General features: G+C 61.4%; 15 protein-coding genes and 1 tRNA gene. 10 read left to right on the top strand and 6 right to left on the bottom strand.

The window, feature by feature from the left end:
* Positions 1 to 29: 29 nt before the first annotated feature.
* Positions 30 to 1097 (top strand): BMP family ABC transporter substrate-binding protein, encoded by a 1068-nt coding sequence (locus NKJ73_RS05465; RefSeq protein WP_352568622.1) that lies wholly within the window; start codon positions 30 to 32, stop codon positions 1095 to 1097.
* 63 nt (positions 1098 to 1160) lie between these two features.
* Here the strand turns inward: NKJ73_RS05465 and rimO are convergent, their stop codons facing one another.
* The 4 genes from rimO to NKJ73_RS05445 all read right to left on the bottom strand — a co-directional run bounded on the left by rimO (position 1161) and on the right by NKJ73_RS05445 (position 4237).
* Positions 1161 to 2474 carry a 30S ribosomal protein S12 methylthiotransferase RimO gene (rimO, locus tag NKJ73_RS05460; RefSeq protein ID WP_352568621.1) on the bottom strand — a complete coding sequence of 438 codons (1314 nt, stop codon included), beginning with the start codon at positions 2472 to 2474 and terminating at the stop codon, positions 1161 to 1163.
* Between the two features lie 152 nt (positions 2475 to 2626).
* Positions 2627 to 3286 carry a TerC family protein gene (locus NKJ73_RS05455; protein WP_352568620.1) on the bottom strand — a complete coding sequence of 220 codons (660 nt, stop codon included), beginning with the start codon at positions 3284 to 3286 and terminating at the stop codon, positions 2627 to 2629.
* A 171-nt stretch (positions 3287 to 3457) separates the two neighbouring features.
* Positions 3458 to 3865 (bottom strand): DUF930 domain-containing protein, encoded by a 408-nt coding sequence (locus NKJ73_RS05450; protein ID WP_352456770.1) that lies wholly within the window; start codon positions 3863 to 3865, stop codon positions 3458 to 3460.
* A gap of 282 nt (positions 3866 to 4147) precedes the next feature.
* Positions 4148 to 4237, bottom strand: a tRNA-Ser gene (locus NKJ73_RS05445).
* 460 nt (positions 4238 to 4697) lie between these two features.
* Between NKJ73_RS05445 and NKJ73_RS05440 the strand changes: the two genes are divergently transcribed.
* The 9 genes from NKJ73_RS05440 (at position 4698) to NKJ73_RS05400 (ending at position 14085) form a co-directional block, all read left to right on the top strand.
* Positions 4698 to 5429, top strand: a complete 732-nt coding sequence (locus NKJ73_RS05440; RefSeq protein WP_352568619.1) for a hypothetical protein — start codon at positions 4698 to 4700, stop codon at positions 5427 to 5429.
* 273 nt (positions 5430 to 5702) lie between these two features.
* The gene (locus NKJ73_RS05435; protein ID WP_352568618.1) at positions 5703 to 6926 is read left to right on the top strand and encodes a septal ring lytic transglycosylase RlpA family protein; all 1224 of its coding nucleotides are present in this window, start codon (positions 5703 to 5705) and stop codon (positions 6924 to 6926) included.
* Between the two features lie 131 nt (positions 6927 to 7057).
* Positions 7058 to 8188 carry a D-alanyl-D-alanine carboxypeptidase family protein gene (locus tag NKJ73_RS05430; RefSeq protein WP_352568811.1) on the top strand — a complete coding sequence of 377 codons (1131 nt, stop codon included), beginning with the start codon at positions 7058 to 7060 and terminating at the stop codon, positions 8186 to 8188.
* A 64-nt stretch (positions 8189 to 8252) separates the two neighbouring features.
* On the top strand, positions 8253 to 8927 hold the full coding sequence (gene tmk, locus NKJ73_RS05425; protein ID WP_352448921.1) for a dTMP kinase: 675 nt from the start codon (positions 8253 to 8255) through the stop codon (positions 8925 to 8927).
* Positions 8924 to 9979, top strand: coding sequence for a DNA polymerase III subunit delta' (locus NKJ73_RS05420; RefSeq protein ID WP_023675059.1), 1056 nt, complete (start codon positions 8924 to 8926; stop codon positions 9977 to 9979). Before tmk ends, NKJ73_RS05420 begins: the two co-directional genes overlap by 4 nt.
* Before the next feature lie 153 nt (positions 9980 to 10132).
* Positions 10133 to 11683 (top strand): methionine--tRNA ligase, encoded by a 1551-nt coding sequence (gene metG, locus NKJ73_RS05415; RefSeq protein ID WP_023675060.1) that lies wholly within the window; start codon positions 10133 to 10135, stop codon positions 11681 to 11683.
* Entirely contained in the window at positions 11683 to 12477 is a 795-nt protein-coding gene (locus tag NKJ73_RS05410; RefSeq protein WP_352456774.1) for a TatD family hydrolase, read from the top strand. Before metG ends, NKJ73_RS05410 begins: the two co-directional genes overlap by 1 nt.
* Positions 12478 to 12480: 3 nt before the next feature.
* The gene (locus tag NKJ73_RS05405; protein ID WP_352568617.1) at positions 12481 to 13299 is read left to right on the top strand and encodes an MBL fold metallo-hydrolase; all 819 of its coding nucleotides are present in this window, start codon (positions 12481 to 12483) and stop codon (positions 13297 to 13299) included.
* Between the two features lie 195 nt (positions 13300 to 13494).
* Complete coding sequence (locus NKJ73_RS05400) at positions 13495 to 14085, top strand: hypothetical protein (RefSeq protein ID WP_352568616.1); 591 nt, start codon at positions 13495 to 13497, stop codon at positions 14083 to 14085.
* Positions 14086 to 14187: 102 nt separating this feature from the next.
* Here NKJ73_RS05400 and NKJ73_RS05395 read toward each other — a convergent pair whose 3' ends face one another.
* Together NKJ73_RS05395 and NKJ73_RS05390 are read right to left on the bottom strand one after the other, a co-directional pair.
* Entirely contained in the window at positions 14188 to 14742 is a 555-nt protein-coding gene (locus NKJ73_RS05395; protein WP_352568615.1) for a DUF2076 domain-containing protein, read from the bottom strand.
* Between the two features lie 32 nt (positions 14743 to 14774).
* Positions 14775 to 15482 carry a Bax inhibitor-1/YccA family protein gene (locus NKJ73_RS05390; RefSeq protein WP_352568614.1) on the bottom strand — a complete coding sequence of 236 codons (708 nt, stop codon included), beginning with the start codon at positions 15480 to 15482 and terminating at the stop codon, positions 14775 to 14777.
* Positions 15483 to 15490: the final 8 nt, after the last annotated feature.

The raw sequence follows: 15490 nt of genomic DNA, 5'->3' as shown, positions 1-15490 counted from the left end.
TCCAAGGCTTAACTCAGAGAGGTAACACAATGAAAAAACTGCTTATTGCCCTGATGGCGACGACGGCCGCATTGTCGCTGGCGGCATCCGCCCAGGCGGCGGACAAGCTGAAGGCGTGCTGGGTCTACACCGGCCCGATCGGCGATTTCGGCTACTCCTACCAGCACGACCAAGGGCGCCTCGAGGTGGAAAAGGCACTCGGCGACAAGGTCGAGACCGCCTATCTCGAAAACGTCTCCGAAGGCCCCGATGCCGACCGCGCCTTCGAGCGCCTGGCGCGCGAGGGATGCAAGATCATTTTCGGCACGTCCTTCGGCTTCATGGACCCGGAAGTGAAGATCGCCAAGAAATTCCCCAAGGTGATGTTCGAGCACGCCACCGGCTACAAGACGGCCGAAAATCTCGGCATCTACAATGCGCGTTTCTACGAAGGCCGCTACGTGCTTGGCCAGATCGCCGCCAAGCAATCGAAGTCGGGCGTCGCCGGCTACATCGTTTCCTTCCCGATCCCGGAAGTGGTGATGGGCATAAATTCCTTTATGCTCGGCGCACAGTCGATCAACCCGAACTTCAAGGCGAAGATCGTGTGGGTGAACTCCTGGTTCGATCCGGGCAAGGAGGCCGATGCTGCCAAGGCATTGTTCGACCAGGGCGCCGATATCATCGTCCAGCACACCGACTCGACCGCTGCCTTGCAGGTGGCGGAGGAGCGCAAGCTGCACGGCTTCGGGCAGTCCTCCGACATGATCAAGTTCGCGCCGCACGCGCAGCTGACCTCGCTGACCGACGAGTGGGGTCCCTACTACATCAGCCGCGTCCAGGCGGCGCTCGACGGCACCTGGAAGCCCGACAATGTCTGGCTCGGCATTAAGGACGGCGCCGTCAAGCTGGCGCCGTTCACCAACATGCCCGACGACGTCAAGGCGATGGCCGAAGCCACCACCAAGAAGATCGCCGACGGCTGGAACCCCTTCACCGGGCCGATCGCCAAGCAGGACGGCACACCTTGGCTGAAGGAGGGCGAGGTCGCCGACGACGCCACGTTGCTCGGCATGAATTTCTACGTGAAGGGCGTCGACGACAAGCTGCCGCAGTAGGCGGTCGGAAACATATCGAACGAAAGGGCGCCACGCGGCGCCCTTTTCATTTTGGACGGAATATCAGACTGCTGAGCCGTAAAGGTCGTAAGCGTCGGCGCGCTCGATCTTGACCGTGACGATGTCGCCGGCGCGCAGTGGCCGCCGCGACTGGATATGGACCGAACCGTCGATTTCGGGCGCGTCGTATTTGGTCCGGCCCTTGGCCGAATTGCCATGCGCCTCGTCGATCAGGACCGGCAGGCGCTTGCCAATTTTCTTGGTTAGCTGCGTTGCCGAAATCTTCTGCTGGCGCTGCATGAAGCGGTGCCAGCGGGCTTCCTTGATCTCCTGCGGCACTTGCTCGAGGCCGAGCTCGTTGGAGCGGGCGCCTCTGACCGGCTCGTATTTGAAACAGCCGGCGCGGTCGATCTTGGCCTCGTCCAGCCAGTCGAGCAGCATCTCGAAATCGTCGTCCGTCTCGCCGGGGAAGCCGACGATGAAGGTGGAGCGGATAGCAAGGTCCGGGCAGACGTCGCGCCAGCCGCGAATACGCTCGAGCGTCTTTTCGCCATGAGCGGGCCGGCGCATGTTCTTCAGCACCTGCGGCGAGGCGTGCTGGAACGGGATGTCCAGATAGGGAAGGATCTTTCCTTCGGCCATCAGCGGGATGACATCGGCGACATGCGGGTAGGGGTAGACATAGTGCATGCGCACCCAGATGCCGAGCTTGCCGAGTTCCTCCGACAGGTCGAGGAATTTTGCCCGCACTTCGCGATCGCCGAACATGCTGGTCTGGTATTTGATGTCGATGCCGTAGGCGCTGGTGTCCTGCGAAATGACCAGGATTTCTTTGACGCCGGCCTTGGCCAGTTTCTCGGCTTCGCGCAACACGTCGGCCGCCGGCCGCGAAACGAGATCGCCGCGCAGCGCCGGTATGATGCAGAAGGTGCAGCGGTTGTTGCAGCCTTCCGAAATCTTGAGATACGCATAGTGGCGCGGCGTGAGCTTGACCCCTTGCGGCGGCAAAAGGTCGATGTGGGGATCATGGCTCGGGGGGGCAGCCTCATGCACCGCCGCCATCACGCTTTCATAAGCTTGTGGTCCGGTGATGGCGAGGACGTTCGGATGTCTTTCACGGATGACGTCCGGCTCGGCGCCGAGGCAGCCGGTGACGATAACTTTGCCATTCTCCGAAAGTGCGGAGCCGATGGCGTTGAGCGATTCGTCGCGAGCCGAATCGAGGAAGCCACAGGTGTTGACGACGACCAGGTCGGCGCCGTCGTGCTTGCGGGCGATCTCGTAGCCTTCGGCGCGCAGGCGGGTGATAATGCGCTCCGAATCCACAAGGGCTTTCGGGCATCCAAGGCTGACGAAACTGACGCGAAGGGCGGACATCTAAGCTTTTCCGGATTTTCAGGATTGGCGGCGCAGTATCACACTTGTCGCGGCATTGGTATGGGCAGCGGCTGCGGCGAAACGCAACCGCCAGCGTCGCCGAAGGCTCGCCGAAGCTGAAAGGCCGACCGATGAGAATTCGAGTCGGCGTGTCAGCTCACCGCACTGCTGACATGCGGCAAGACTTCCACCGCGCCCCGGTAGATCATATCGAGTGCGACATAGAAGATGATCAAAAGGCCGATATAGGCGATCCAGCGATGGCGGTGCAGCAGCTTGGCGATGAAGCTCGCGGCAAGGCCCATCAGCGCGATCGACAGGACGAGGCCTATTACCAGCACCTGGAAGTGATCGCGCGCCGCGCCGGCGACCGCCAGTACGTTGTCGAGCGACATCGACACGTCGGCGATGACGATCTGCAATGCCGCCTGACCCAAGGTCTTCTTGCGCGCCTTGCCGGCCACCATATCATCCCTGTTGATATCGGAATTGGACAGCGCTTCGGTCGCCTCCACCTCGTCGGCATACGACGTGCGCAGCTCGCGATACATCTTCCAGCACACCCACAGCAGCAAGATGCCGCCGGCAAGCAGCAGGCCGACAATCTGTAACAGGGTGACGGTGATCGCAGCAAAACCGATACGCAGCACCGTCGCCGCCACCACGCCGATGAGGATCGCTCTCTTGCGCTGCTCGACCGGCAAGCCCGCCGCGGCCAAGCCGATGACGATGGCGTTATCGCCTGCAAGCACGAGGTCGATGGCGATGACCTGGAGCAGGGCAGAGAAGCCCGCGGCAGTGAAAATTTCCATCGACTGGAAGTTCCTTGCTGGTTGGCCGACCGTTCGCGTCGAATGCCTGGAGGGCCTAACGTGTATGGTTCCCGCGCGTCAAGGGACTGGTTGGAACAAGGTCGGCAATATACAGAGTTTGCGACGATCGGCCCGAAACACCGGCAAAATGCGGCCACAGGTCGCGAATGCCTAGTTATAGAGGTTGTATTTGGGCCAGTCGCTTTCCGGAATTTCATCACCGATCCGGTAGCGCAGCTGCAGGACTTCCATATGGTCCGGCGCTGTCTCGCATTTGAATTTCAGCCGGTACCATTGTCCCTTGCTGCGAAACGCAGCACCCGGGCTCTTGATCGCATCGGCGCCCATTTCGGGCGTCGCAAAAGCGTAGGCGACGACACGATCGGCTTTGTATTTGTGGTCGTCGCGGGTAATCCGGTCGAGAATTTCGGCGTCGCATCGCTGCTCCAGCCGGGTTTGCGGATCGAGTTTCAGCAGGCCGGCGCGCAATGCGCTGTCCATTGCGCTGGCCGGCCAAGCCACTATCGTCCATGCGAGGACCGCAGAAAATAGTTTATTCATGGGCGGGAGAAGCACCATATTCGGGCGGAGAAATCAACCCGACGAACCGCGGCTGCGCGGCGGGTGACAGTCTTCGCTTTGTGGCAGGTTGTTGATTACGCAATAGTATCACCGGTACTTTGGTATCGTTGCCATGATCAGCACCTGTCGCATTTCAGCGACGCGAGAGGTGGCGCGCGGCATGGGGCAGAGCGGCGGTTCTCCCCTAACCGGACCGGCCTGTTAAACCCAGGCAGTCGAGAATCCGACGAGCGGAAAACTCGACGTCATGCCTGCAGGATTGAAGAAATTGGACGGATATGGCGGAGGGAGTGGGATTCGAACCCACGGTGGGCTTGCACCCACGCCGGTTTTCAAGACCGGTGCCTTAAACCGCTCGGCCATCCCTCCAAGGTGATTTTTCAATCACTTAGGATATCGCGAGAGGAGCGGGTTCGAGCTGTCGGTACCGGATTGGCACCAGGACGTTTCCCGACCGGTTCGCGCTCCATTCCTGTAAAGCCGCATTCAACGCCAAGTCAACCGTGGCGGCCGCACCTTTCGGCGCGATCCAGGACGGTGAGCAGCGTCATGGCGAGCTGTGTTTGTGCTGAGTGTGGAAAATCGTTTTTAAAACCCGCACGGACTATTAATCGTTGAGCGCTGATATGTGGAGCGCATTAGGCACATGTAAGTAAATCGTATTCTGGAGTTGATTTTGGCCGTACTTGGCGCTCTCCCGCCCGGTCTTCGCTGTAGACCAATCCGCGAAACCGACTGGGAGGGAGTGGTTGATTGCCTGTGCAGGGGCTTTCCGGCGCGTAACCGGAGTTACTGGATACACGCTCTGACCCGCTTGTCGCAGCGGCCTGTGGTTGCCGAGTTCCCACAATATGGCTTTGCTTTGGAGCATGCCGGTCGGATCGTCGGCGTTGTGCTCACCCTTTATGCTCGCTATCAGGGGTCGGAGAGCGAGGAAATTCGCTGCAATCTTTCAAGCTGGTCAGTCGATGCAGATTTCCGTCCCTATGGCGCCATGTTGGTTGCGGCGGTTCTCAAGCGGAAGGACGTGACCTACACGAACATTTCGCCTGCACAAGCGACATTGAAAGCCAACCGGGCGCTCGGCTTTCGGCTCTTCTCCAGCGGACAATTTACCTTCTTGCCGGCTTTGAGTTCGGCGCAGCGGTCATGTCGCGTGGTCGAAGGGCGTCCCGATCTTCCGGAATTGGCGATGCTGCCCGAGAGTGAGAGATACATACTCTCGGAACACGCCGCGCTGGGCTGCCTGTCGTTGATCTGCATCTGCGATGGAGCAGCGTTCCCCCTGGTATTGATGCCGCGCCGAATGTTGCACGGTGTTATCCGATGCCATCAGGTCATCTATTGCCGCTCGCTTGCGGATTTGAGCCGCTGCGCCGGTGCGATGGGGCGCTTTCTCTTGCGAAGCGGAATCCTGGTTTGCTTTGTCGACGCCAAGGAGCCGATTCCAGGCTTGGTGGGATGGTACCGCCCCAACAAGGGGCTGAAATACTTCAAAGGTCCCAGACCACCCGCACCTGGAGATCTGACGTTCACCGAACTTGTGATATTCGGTCCCTGAATCTGCGCTCGCAGACACGCCAAGCCAGGGGCAAAGTGCGCCACGAACGGCGTTTCTGATCGATAAGCGATGATTTTCATGCCGATCAGCGAGGCGGTCCGTGCCACAATCTCGCCCGGTTCCGACCACAATCGGTTAATACGGTGATAAACAATTCCTGCGCACAAAAAGGATTGGGGTAGGGCGTCGCCGGCGTTTCTGGAGTGGGTGCTTTGGCATCGCTGACGTTCATGCTGCGGTGCCTTCGTCGATGCTATAGGGGACAATCAAAATATGCAGACCACGGCGCGCCCGCGTCTTCGTCGCGCTTCCGCTTTCGCGCTGTTTGCCTTGTCGGCAGCCTTTCTTGCAGCATGTGCCGGGCCGCAGCAAAAGGCGATGGTCAACAAGAAACCTCGCTCCAAGGAATATTTTTCTGAAGCCGAATACGGCGTGAAAGCCAGCCCGCGCGTCATGTTCAAGACGTCTCGCGGACGCGACCAGCTCGGCAAGCCCTATCAGGTGCGCGGCAAGTGGTATTATCCGAAGGAAGACAAACGTTACGCCAAGGTTGGCCTCGCATCCTGGTACGGTGAGGCCTTCCACGGCCGGTTGACCGCCAACGGCGAAGTCTACGACATGGCAGATCTGACGGCGGCGCATCCGACCATGCCGCTGCCGAGCTATGCGCGGGTCACCAACATGAAGACCGGCAGCTCGGTGATCGTGCGCGTCAACGACCGCGGACCCTATCATGATGGACGCATCATCGATGTATCGAAGCGCGCTGCTGAAATGCTCGATTATGCCAACATCGGTACGGCCGAGGTGAAGGTCGAATATGTCGGCCGTGCGCCGCTCGAAGGCAATGACGGGCAGTATCTTATGGCTTCGTATCGTCCAGGCTACAGGGCGCCGGATCCGTCGGACGGCCTGCCCAGCGGTGTCATGGTCGCGATGAATGGGCCGTCGCCAAGCCTGCCGGTGAGCGCTGCTGCCGTGCCGTTCCCCGGTCAGCTGACGAATTCCGGGCAGGGATCCGATGCAGGGCCTGTCATGGCAGTGCAAGCATCTGTTTTGGGAGACATTGTACTGCCCGATTTCGGCCCGATCGTGCCGGAGCGCCCGGAGATCAACCTGCCGGCGCAATCGCCGTTCACCGTGGCGTCGCTGTCTTACGCGGACGAGCGCGTGCAACGCGCCTCCAACGCGTTTGCCGAGCTGGATGGCGCCGGCATGTCGCCCGCCGAAATTCTTCAATCGTGGAAGCGGCAAGCTCCTCTAACCGGGTCGCCCACGGACTATGTCGCGGCGGGTTCGTTCGAGAATGCCGCCGAAGCGGAGCGTGTGGCGGCCCAGCTTTCCAGCTTCGGCAAGACCGAGATCCAGCGCTCGGAACTCGAAGGCAAGGACTGGTACTCGGTCAACCTCTTTGCCGACGGTAGTGGCAGCCTGGACGAGATGCTGCAGGCAGCGTGGTCGCATGGTGCGCCGGATGCGCTTGCTGTACGCAACTGAGCTCGGGGCTGCCTGGTTTTTTCGCGCGCGATTGATCCGCCAGGCAAAAGCCTGATAGCTTCTGCCAACTTGCAAAAGCGCCGGCTCACTGGTCGAACCTGATGAAATCTTTTCACCCTTTCACCGGGCTTATGGCGCTCGGCCTGCTGCTGCTCTCGCTTGCGCCGGCCTCAGCACAGCTTTTCGAGACCAAGGCCGCGCAGGCCTTCATGATCGATGCCGAAACCGGAACCGTGCTGTTTTCCAAGGACGCCGACAGGTTGATCCCGCCGGCCTCGCTGGCCAAGCTGATGACGATGGAAGTGGTTTTCGACGCCATCAAATCAGGGCGCATGACGCTCGATGACACCTTCGTGGTGAGCGAGAACGCCTGGCGCAAAGGCGGCGCTCCTTCGGGGACATCGACCATGTTCGCCAAGCTCAAGTCGACGATCCGGCTGGAAGACCTGATCCAGGGCGTGACCGTGCAGGCGGCCAATGACGGCTGTATCGTCATCGCTGAAGGGATGGCCGGGTCCGAAGCAAACTTCGCAGCGCAGATGACCGGGCGTGCCCGCCAGATCGGCTTGCAGAAATCGACTTTCGTCAATTCCACCGGTCTGCCGGCCGATGAGCAGCAAACGAGCGTTCGCGAACTTGCGCTTCTGGCGCTGCATATCTGGCGCAACTACCCGGATCTCTACCGCTATTACGGCCAGAAGGATTTTACCTGGAACAAGATTTCCCAGAGGAACCGCAATCCGCTACTGGCCATGGACATAGGCGCCGACGGGCTCGCGGTCGGTGCCAGCGAGCAATCCGGGTTCGGCATTGTCGGCTCGGTCAGCCACAACGGCAAAAGGGTCATCGCGGCGATGAGCGGCCTGGCAAACGACCGTGAGCGTGCTGAGGAAGCGCGAAAGCTGCTCGACTGGGGCGTTCGCTCCTTCGAGAAGACTGAAGTATTCGCCAAGGACGAAGTGGTTGGCGAAGCCCAGGTCTTTGGCGGCGCCAAGTCCGGTGTCGCGTTAAAGGCAAAAGGACCGGTGCAGATCTTCCTGCCGATCACCAACCGCGACAAGCTCACCGCCAGGATCGTCTATGACGGACCGGTGGCAGCGCCGGTGGAGGAGGGGCAGCCGGTGGGTACGCTGCGCGTCTGGATCGGCGATACGCTGAGCCAGGAGACGCCGCTGTTTGCCGCCGAGTCGATCGGTGTCGGTTCGCTGCCGCAGCGCGCGCTCGACGCCGCCAAGGAACTGGCCGTCGGCTGGCTGCGTTAGCACCGTCGCGGTGGACCTTTTTTCCCGCCGGGACTATACGGTCCCCGAAGTATGGACAAAGGCTTTGGCGCGCGGATTTTTCATCACTTTTGAAGGCGGCGAAGGAGCAGGCAAGTCGACGCAGATCGAGCGGCTGGCAAAGAAGATGCGCGCCAAGAAATACGATGTGCTGGTGACACGTGAGCCGGGTGGCTCGCCGGGCGCGGAGGCGGTCAGGCATGTCCTGCTTTCAGGCGCAGCCGAGCCGTTCGGCCCCAAGATGGAAGCGCTGCTTTTCGCCGCTGCGCGTTCCGACCATGTCGAACAGGTCATCCGGCCGGCAGTCGAGCGCGGTTCGGTCGTGCTTTGCGATCGTTTCATGGATTCCTCGCGCGTCTACCAGGGCGTCACCGGCGGCCTCGACCCGGCATTCATGGACGCATTGGAGAAGGTCGCCATCAACGGCATGGTGCCGGACATGACACTGATCTTCGACATCGACCCCGCCGAGGGCCTGAGGCGCGCTACCGCCCGGCGGGGCAGCAGTGACGGACCGGACCGCTTCGAGAAAGAAACATTGGCCATCCACCAGCGCCGGCGCGAGGCGTTTCTCGCGATCGCCTCAGCTGAACCCGAACGCTGCGTTGTCGTCGATGCCTCAGCCGACCTAGATGCGGTGGAGGATGTCGTTACCGCCGCGGTCTTCGCGGCTCTCGAGAGGATGATGCCGGCGCAAAGAAGGCAGGCGGCGCCAGCATGATTTTCGAACGCATCGCGCCCGAACAGCACGATACGCTGGACGGGGTGCCCGAGCCATCCGAGACGCCGCGTCTTGTCGGTCACCTGCAGGCGGCCAACATGCTCGCCACCGCTTACCGCTCGGGAAAGCTGCCGCACGCACTGATCTTTGCCGGACCGGTTGGCATCGGCAAGGCGACGCTGGCCTTTCACCTGGCGCATCATCTGTTGAAGCACCCGGCCTTCGAGCAGGCGCCGGAAAGCCTTGCCGTTCCAGATCCGGCTTCGTCGCTGTTTCGACAGATCGCCACCGGCGCGCATCCTTCGGTGCTGCATCTTACACGCCCGGCGAACGACAAGACCAAGAGCTTCAAGACAGTGGTCACGGTCGACGAAATCCGCAAGGTCAGCCGTTTTCTGTCGCTGACCTCGCACGACGGCAGCTACCGGGTGGTTATCGTCGATCCCGCCGACGACATGAACACCAATGCTGCCAATGCCTTGCTGAAGAATCTTGAAGAGCCACCCGCGCGCACCTTGTTCATCCTCATCGTCCATGCGCCGGGCAGTCTGCTGCCGACGATCCGGTCGCGCTGCCAGATGGTGCGGTTGGCGCCGCTCGATGCCGAGAGCTTGATGACGGTTCTGGAAGGCATCGAGCCGCCGCCACCGGAGGATCCTGGCGCGCGCGCGGCGCTGGCGGAGCGGGCAGGGGGCAGCGCGCGCAATGCGATCCTGTTGACGCAGTATGGAGGGCTCGAAATCGCCGCCACCCTCGACGCCCTGGTGATGTCCAAGAAGATAGATGTCGGAGGCGCCTACCGTCTTGCCGAGGCGGTCGCCGGCCGCGACCAGGCGATCCCGTTCGAGATATTCAATCGCCGCGCGCTTGATCTGCTGTCGGCCGGCGCCAGCCAGGCCGCGCTCGCCGGCGATCTCGCGCGGGCCAAAACGCTGTCGGATACTTGGCACGAGGCTTTGAACGCTATATCTGAAACCGAGACCTACAATCTCGACAAAAAGCAGCACGCCCTGACCATGATCGACCGCCTGAATTCTGCAATGCGAATGTGACGGCCGCTGGCGTGGCTTTGAAGCCCCTGAGTATTGATCCCAATCAATCGCAGGAACTTCGAAGCCACCACATTGGCGTCGGATGGCAATTGCCGTTTCGATGCGATATCTCACCGCGACATCTTTCATTCAGACATTCATGACGGCTCATCCATGGCACGCGAAAAATACTACGTCACGACGGCTATTTCCTATCCGAACGGCAAACCGCATATCGGCCATGCCTACGAGTTGATTGCCACCGACGCGCTGGCCCGCTTCCAGCGGCTCGACGGTAAGGACGTGCTCTTTCTCACCGGCACCGACGAGCACGGCATAAAGATGCTGCAGACGGCGAAGAGAGAAGGTATTTCAGCGCGCGAGCTGGCAGACCGCAACTCGGCCGATTTCGAGCGCATGGCCGTCGCGCTCGATGCCTCCAACGACGATTTCATCCGCACCACGGAAAAGCGGCACTACAAGGCCTCGCAGGCGATCTGGAAGGCGATGGCCGCCAATGGCGACGTCTATAAGGGCGGCTATGCCGGCTGGTACTCGGTGCGTGACGAAGCCTATTACGGCGAAGAAGAGACCGAGGTGCGTGCCGACAATGTCCGCTATGGGCCGCAGGGGACGCCGGTCGAATGGGTCGAGGAAGAGAGCTACTTCTTCCGGCTGTCGGCTTATCAGGACAGGCTCCTTGCACTTTACGAAAACCAGCCCGATTTCGTCGGTCCTGCCGAGAGGCGCAATGAGGTGATGAGCTTCGTCAGGTCCGGCCTGAAGGACCTATCGATCTCGCGCACCACGTTCGACTGGGGCATCCCGGTGCCGGGCGACGAGAAGCATGTGATGTATGTCTGGGTCGACGCCTTGACCAACTACATCACCGCCGCCGGCTATCCGGATCCGGCCAATGAGAGATGGTCGTTCTGGCCGGCAAACGCGCACGTCATCGGCAAGGACATCGTCCGCTTCCACGCGGTCTACTGGCCGGCTTTCCTGATGTCGGCTGGCATCGAATTGCCGAAGCGCGTGTTCGCGCATGGTTTTTTGTTCAACCGCGGCGAGAAAATGTCGAAGTCGGTCGGCAACGTCATCGACCCGTTCGCGATGATCGAGCACTACGGCCTCGACCAGGTGCGCTATTTCTTGCTGCGCGAAGTGCCGTTCGGCCAGGACGGCAGCTACAGCCATGATGCGATCGTCAACCGCACCAATGCCGACCTTGCCAATGGCCTCGGCAACCTGGCGCAGCGCTCGCTGAAGATGGTCGCCAAGAACTGCAGCGGCGCGGTGCCAAAGCGCGGCGAACTGACCGAAGCCGACAGCGCCATCCTCGACCAAGCGGTGGGGGCACTCGCCGTCGCGCGAAAGGCGATGGCGGATCAGGGCATCCATTTGGCGCTGGCGGCGATCTTCGGAGTGGTGGCCGAAGCTGACCGCTATTTCGCCTCTCAGCAACCCTGGGCGCTAAGCAAAAGCGATCCAGAGCGTATGAAGACAGTTCTGTGGACGACGATCGAAGTCGTCCGGCGCGTGACGCTGCTCTGCCAGCCCTTTGTTCCGGGGTCGGCTGCTAAGCTGCTCGACCTGCTGGCGGTGCCGGCAGACAACCGTGACTTTGCGCATGTCCACGCCGACTATGCGCTGGTGCCCGGCACGGCATTGCCCGCGCCGGAGGCGGTCTTTCCGCGTTACGAAAAGCAGGACGCGAACGCCTGATGCTGGTCGACAGTCACTGCCACCTCGACTTTCCGGATTTCGCCGAAGAGCGGGCGGCCATTGTCGCCCGCGCCCTAGCGGCCGGCATCGGCCGAATGGTGACGATCTCGACGAGGGTGAAGCGATTTAACCAAGTGCTTGAGATTGCAGAGACTTTCGATGAGGTCTATTGCTCGGTCGGCACCCATCCGCATAATGCGGCCGAAGAGCTTGATGTCACTGTCGATGATCTGGTGCGGCTCTCTGCTCATCGCAAAGTGGTGGCGATCGGCGAGGCCGGACTCGACTATTTCTACGATCATGCGCCGCGCGACGCACAGGCGCAGGGCTTTCGCACCCACATCGCCGCGGCGCGCGTGACCGGTCTGCCGCTGGTCATCCATTCGCGCGACGCCGACGACGACATGGCTGATATCCTTGAAGAAGAAACGGGGAAGGGTGCCTTCCCCTTCATCCTGCACTGTTTTTCGTCGGCGCGCCGGCTGGCCGAGATCGGCGTGGCGCTCGGCGGCTACGTCTCGTTTTCCGGCATCCTGACCTTCAAGAACTCCGCCGAGCTGCGCGCCGTCGCCGCCGATGTGCCGCGCGACCGTCTGCTGGTCGAAACCGACGCGCCATACCTTGCGCCGATCCCGTTTCGCGGCAAGCGTAATGAGCCCGCCTATGTCGCGCATACAGCCAAGGTGCTGGCCGAGACGATCGGCTTCAGCGAGGCCGAGATCGCTAATATCACCACGGATAATTTCTTCCGGCTGTTCAGGAAAATGCCGCGCCCGAGCGCGCCGGGCGCCTGACGCATGAGCGACCGGTTACGTCTTACCGTCCTCGGCTGCGGCTCATCGCCGGGCACGCCACGCATCACCGGCGACTGGGGCAATTGCGATCCCGCGGACCCCCGGAACCGGCGCACGCGCACCGCAGCGCTCGTCGAGCGGATCGCGGCGAGTGGCGCCCGGACCACGGTCGTCATCGACACCGGCCCGGATTTCCGCGAGCAGATGCTGCTGGCATCGGTCAAGCGCATCGATGCGGTGGTCTATACACATCCGCATGCCGACCATATCCACGGCATCGACGATTTGCGCGGCTTCGTGCTCGAGCAGCGCCACCGGATCGACATCCATGCGGATCAGGCTACCATGCTGCGCCTACGCGAGGCGTTCCGCTACTGTTTCGAAACACCGAAAGGCAGTTCGTATCCGCCGATCGTCAACGCCCATATCATCGACCACCACAGGCCGGTGGTGGTCGCAGGCGAGGGCGGCGCCCTCACCCTCGAACCGCTGCTGCAGCTCCATGGCGACATCACCTCGCTGGGTTTCCGCATCGGCGGGCTGGCCTATTGCCCTGACGTCAGCGACTTTCCGGAGGCGACCGCCAAGCGTTTGCGCGGGCTGGACATGCTGGTCATCGACGCGCTGCAATACACCGTCCATCCGAGCCATCTGTCGCTTGGCCAGGCGCTTGGCTGGATCGAAAGACTGGCGCCGAAGAACGCGGTGCTGACGCATATGCATGTGCCACTCGACTACGCTACGGTAATGGCCGAGACGCCGGCCAACGTCGAGCCTGCTTATGACGGCATGACGATCGAAATCCCTTACGAATCAGCGTGAAAGACTAAGTTTTTACCGCCTGGGTTCCCGAGTTGGATCTCGCGAGGTGCTATCTTCACGTCACATCCAATCGGCCAACTAGTTCCATAATCTATCTTATGCGACTACGCCTATAGCATCCGTTGGCGGCGAGATCAGGCCGGTCACTCTTAGACATTCGCAACAGCGGCAACGGGCATGCTAGGGTTGCGAATCATGAAAACGCTTCCGCTGCTTGCAAGTCTTGCCCTCACCCTCGCCTGCGCCCTCACTGGCGCGCGAGCGCAGGACTTTGATCGTGCGCCAGGCGAGAACGACCTGGCTTTCGCCAAACGTGTTGTTGGGTTCGCCGACAATGCTGATCCGCACACCGCAGTAGTGAGCTGGAACGGCCTCCAGGCACTCTTCGTCGATTACCAGACCGCTGAGGACTATCCGGAACGCCCGCTCGTCGCGCTGCAACGGCTAGCTGACAATAGATATCGCGCAATCCAGGTCACAATCGGTGAACAAGAGGGCGACACACCGGACATAGCGCTCGGCCTCGCCAACGCCGACCACGACCCGGCGAAGGAACTGATCGTGATACTTTCCTGGGCTCAGATGCACTACGATGTCGAAGGGACGCTCTACGAAGTTCGCATCTTCGATGGCCCTAAGCCAGGCCAGAAGGCGCTGACTCAATTGAAAGCGAGCCGGAAGTTCGACGCCACATGCGACTGCCATTGGCGCGACGGCACAACGAAGCACTTCCGCTTCAAGACGATCGCGGCGGTCAAGGCTGAACTGAAGCGCCTGGGCTATTAGCCGCCGGCGAGGGCTCGCTTCCCGGATGTTGCCCTCGCCACCTCGCCTATGCTGACCCGCAATCGTCACCAGCGCCAGCACAGGCACAGGCTGGGTCGCTCGTCAGAACTCCATATCACCGAAGTCACCGCCATTATCGGAGCTGGAATCGCCTGCCTGATCGGCTTCGTCCGGCTGCGGCGTCGGCTGTTCAGCTGCCTTCGCTTCGCTGCCGCCAAACACGCCGGTGATCGCGTTGCCGAGCAGCACGCCGCCCGCCACGCCCATCGCGGTCTGCGCGGCGCCGGCAAGAAAACCGCCGCCTGCCCGCTGTGGCGTGTCCTGCGGCCCTTCAGTTGCAACGGAGGCGGTGCGCCCTACCCGCGGAACCGAGCCTGAGCGCCTGCCGCCGCTGCGGCCGAAGAAGCCGCTGAGCGGTCCACCGCCGGCCGGCTGCCGCGCCTGCTCCTCCAGTTCTTCTATGCGCGCCTGAGCTGCGTTCAGGGCCTGCTCCTGCACCACGATCGTCTGGGCCATGTAATATGGCGCCCCAGGCTGCTGGGTGATCTGGTCCTGGATGAAGCGCTCTGCTTCGGCATCGCGCGGCGGCGCCTGGCGCTCGGCGCTTGCCAACTTCTCGAAGAGCTGTCCGATCGCTTGCTGATCGTTTCTGTCCATGATGTCCAACTCCGGTCCTGGTTCAACGCCGGCTATTCGCGCTCGCCGGTGAAGTTCAACAGCAGTTGGAAGATGTTGATGAAGTTCAGATAGAGCGAGAATGCACCGAAGACAGCGAGTTTCTGCTGTGATTCCGCGCCGAAGTTTTCTGCATACTGCTCCTTGATCGTCTGGGTATCCCAGGCGGTGAGGCCGATGAAGACGGCGATGCCGATCACAGAGATCGCGAATTGGAGCGCGGTCGAGCCCAGGAAGATATTGACGATGCTGGCGATCACCACGCCGATCAGGCCCATGATCAGGAACGACGAAAACTGCGTCAGGTCGCGTTTGGTCGTGTACCCGTAAAGGCTGGTCGCGCCGAACATGGTGGCGGCGACGAAGAAGGTGCGTGCGATGCTGGTGCCGGTAAAGACCAGGAACACGGAAGCCAGCGACAGGCCCATGACCGCGCAGAATGCCCAGAACATCGCCTGGGCGCCGGCTGCCGACATCGCCTGCATCCGAAACGAGAACAAGACCACAAAGGCCAGCGGGGCCAGCATCACCACCCATTTCAGCGGTGTGGAGAAGATCGGCACGTAAAGAGCGGGCGTGGAAGCCACCACGAACGCGATCACGCCCGTAACGACGAGGCCAAGGCCCATATAGTTATAGACGCGCAGCATGTGCCGGCGCAGGCCTTCATTGTAGACGGCTCCGGCTCGGGCTTCGGCCCCGATATATCCGAGATTGTTCATGTGGTTCT

The organism is Mesorhizobium sp. M0074, assembly GCF_040322975.1.
Lineage (GTDB): Bacteria > Pseudomonadota > Alphaproteobacteria > Rhizobiales > Rhizobiaceae > Mesorhizobium.
The sequence above is the reverse complement of the archived record's forward strand: the minus strand, read 5'-3'. Positions and strand labels throughout refer to the sequence as shown.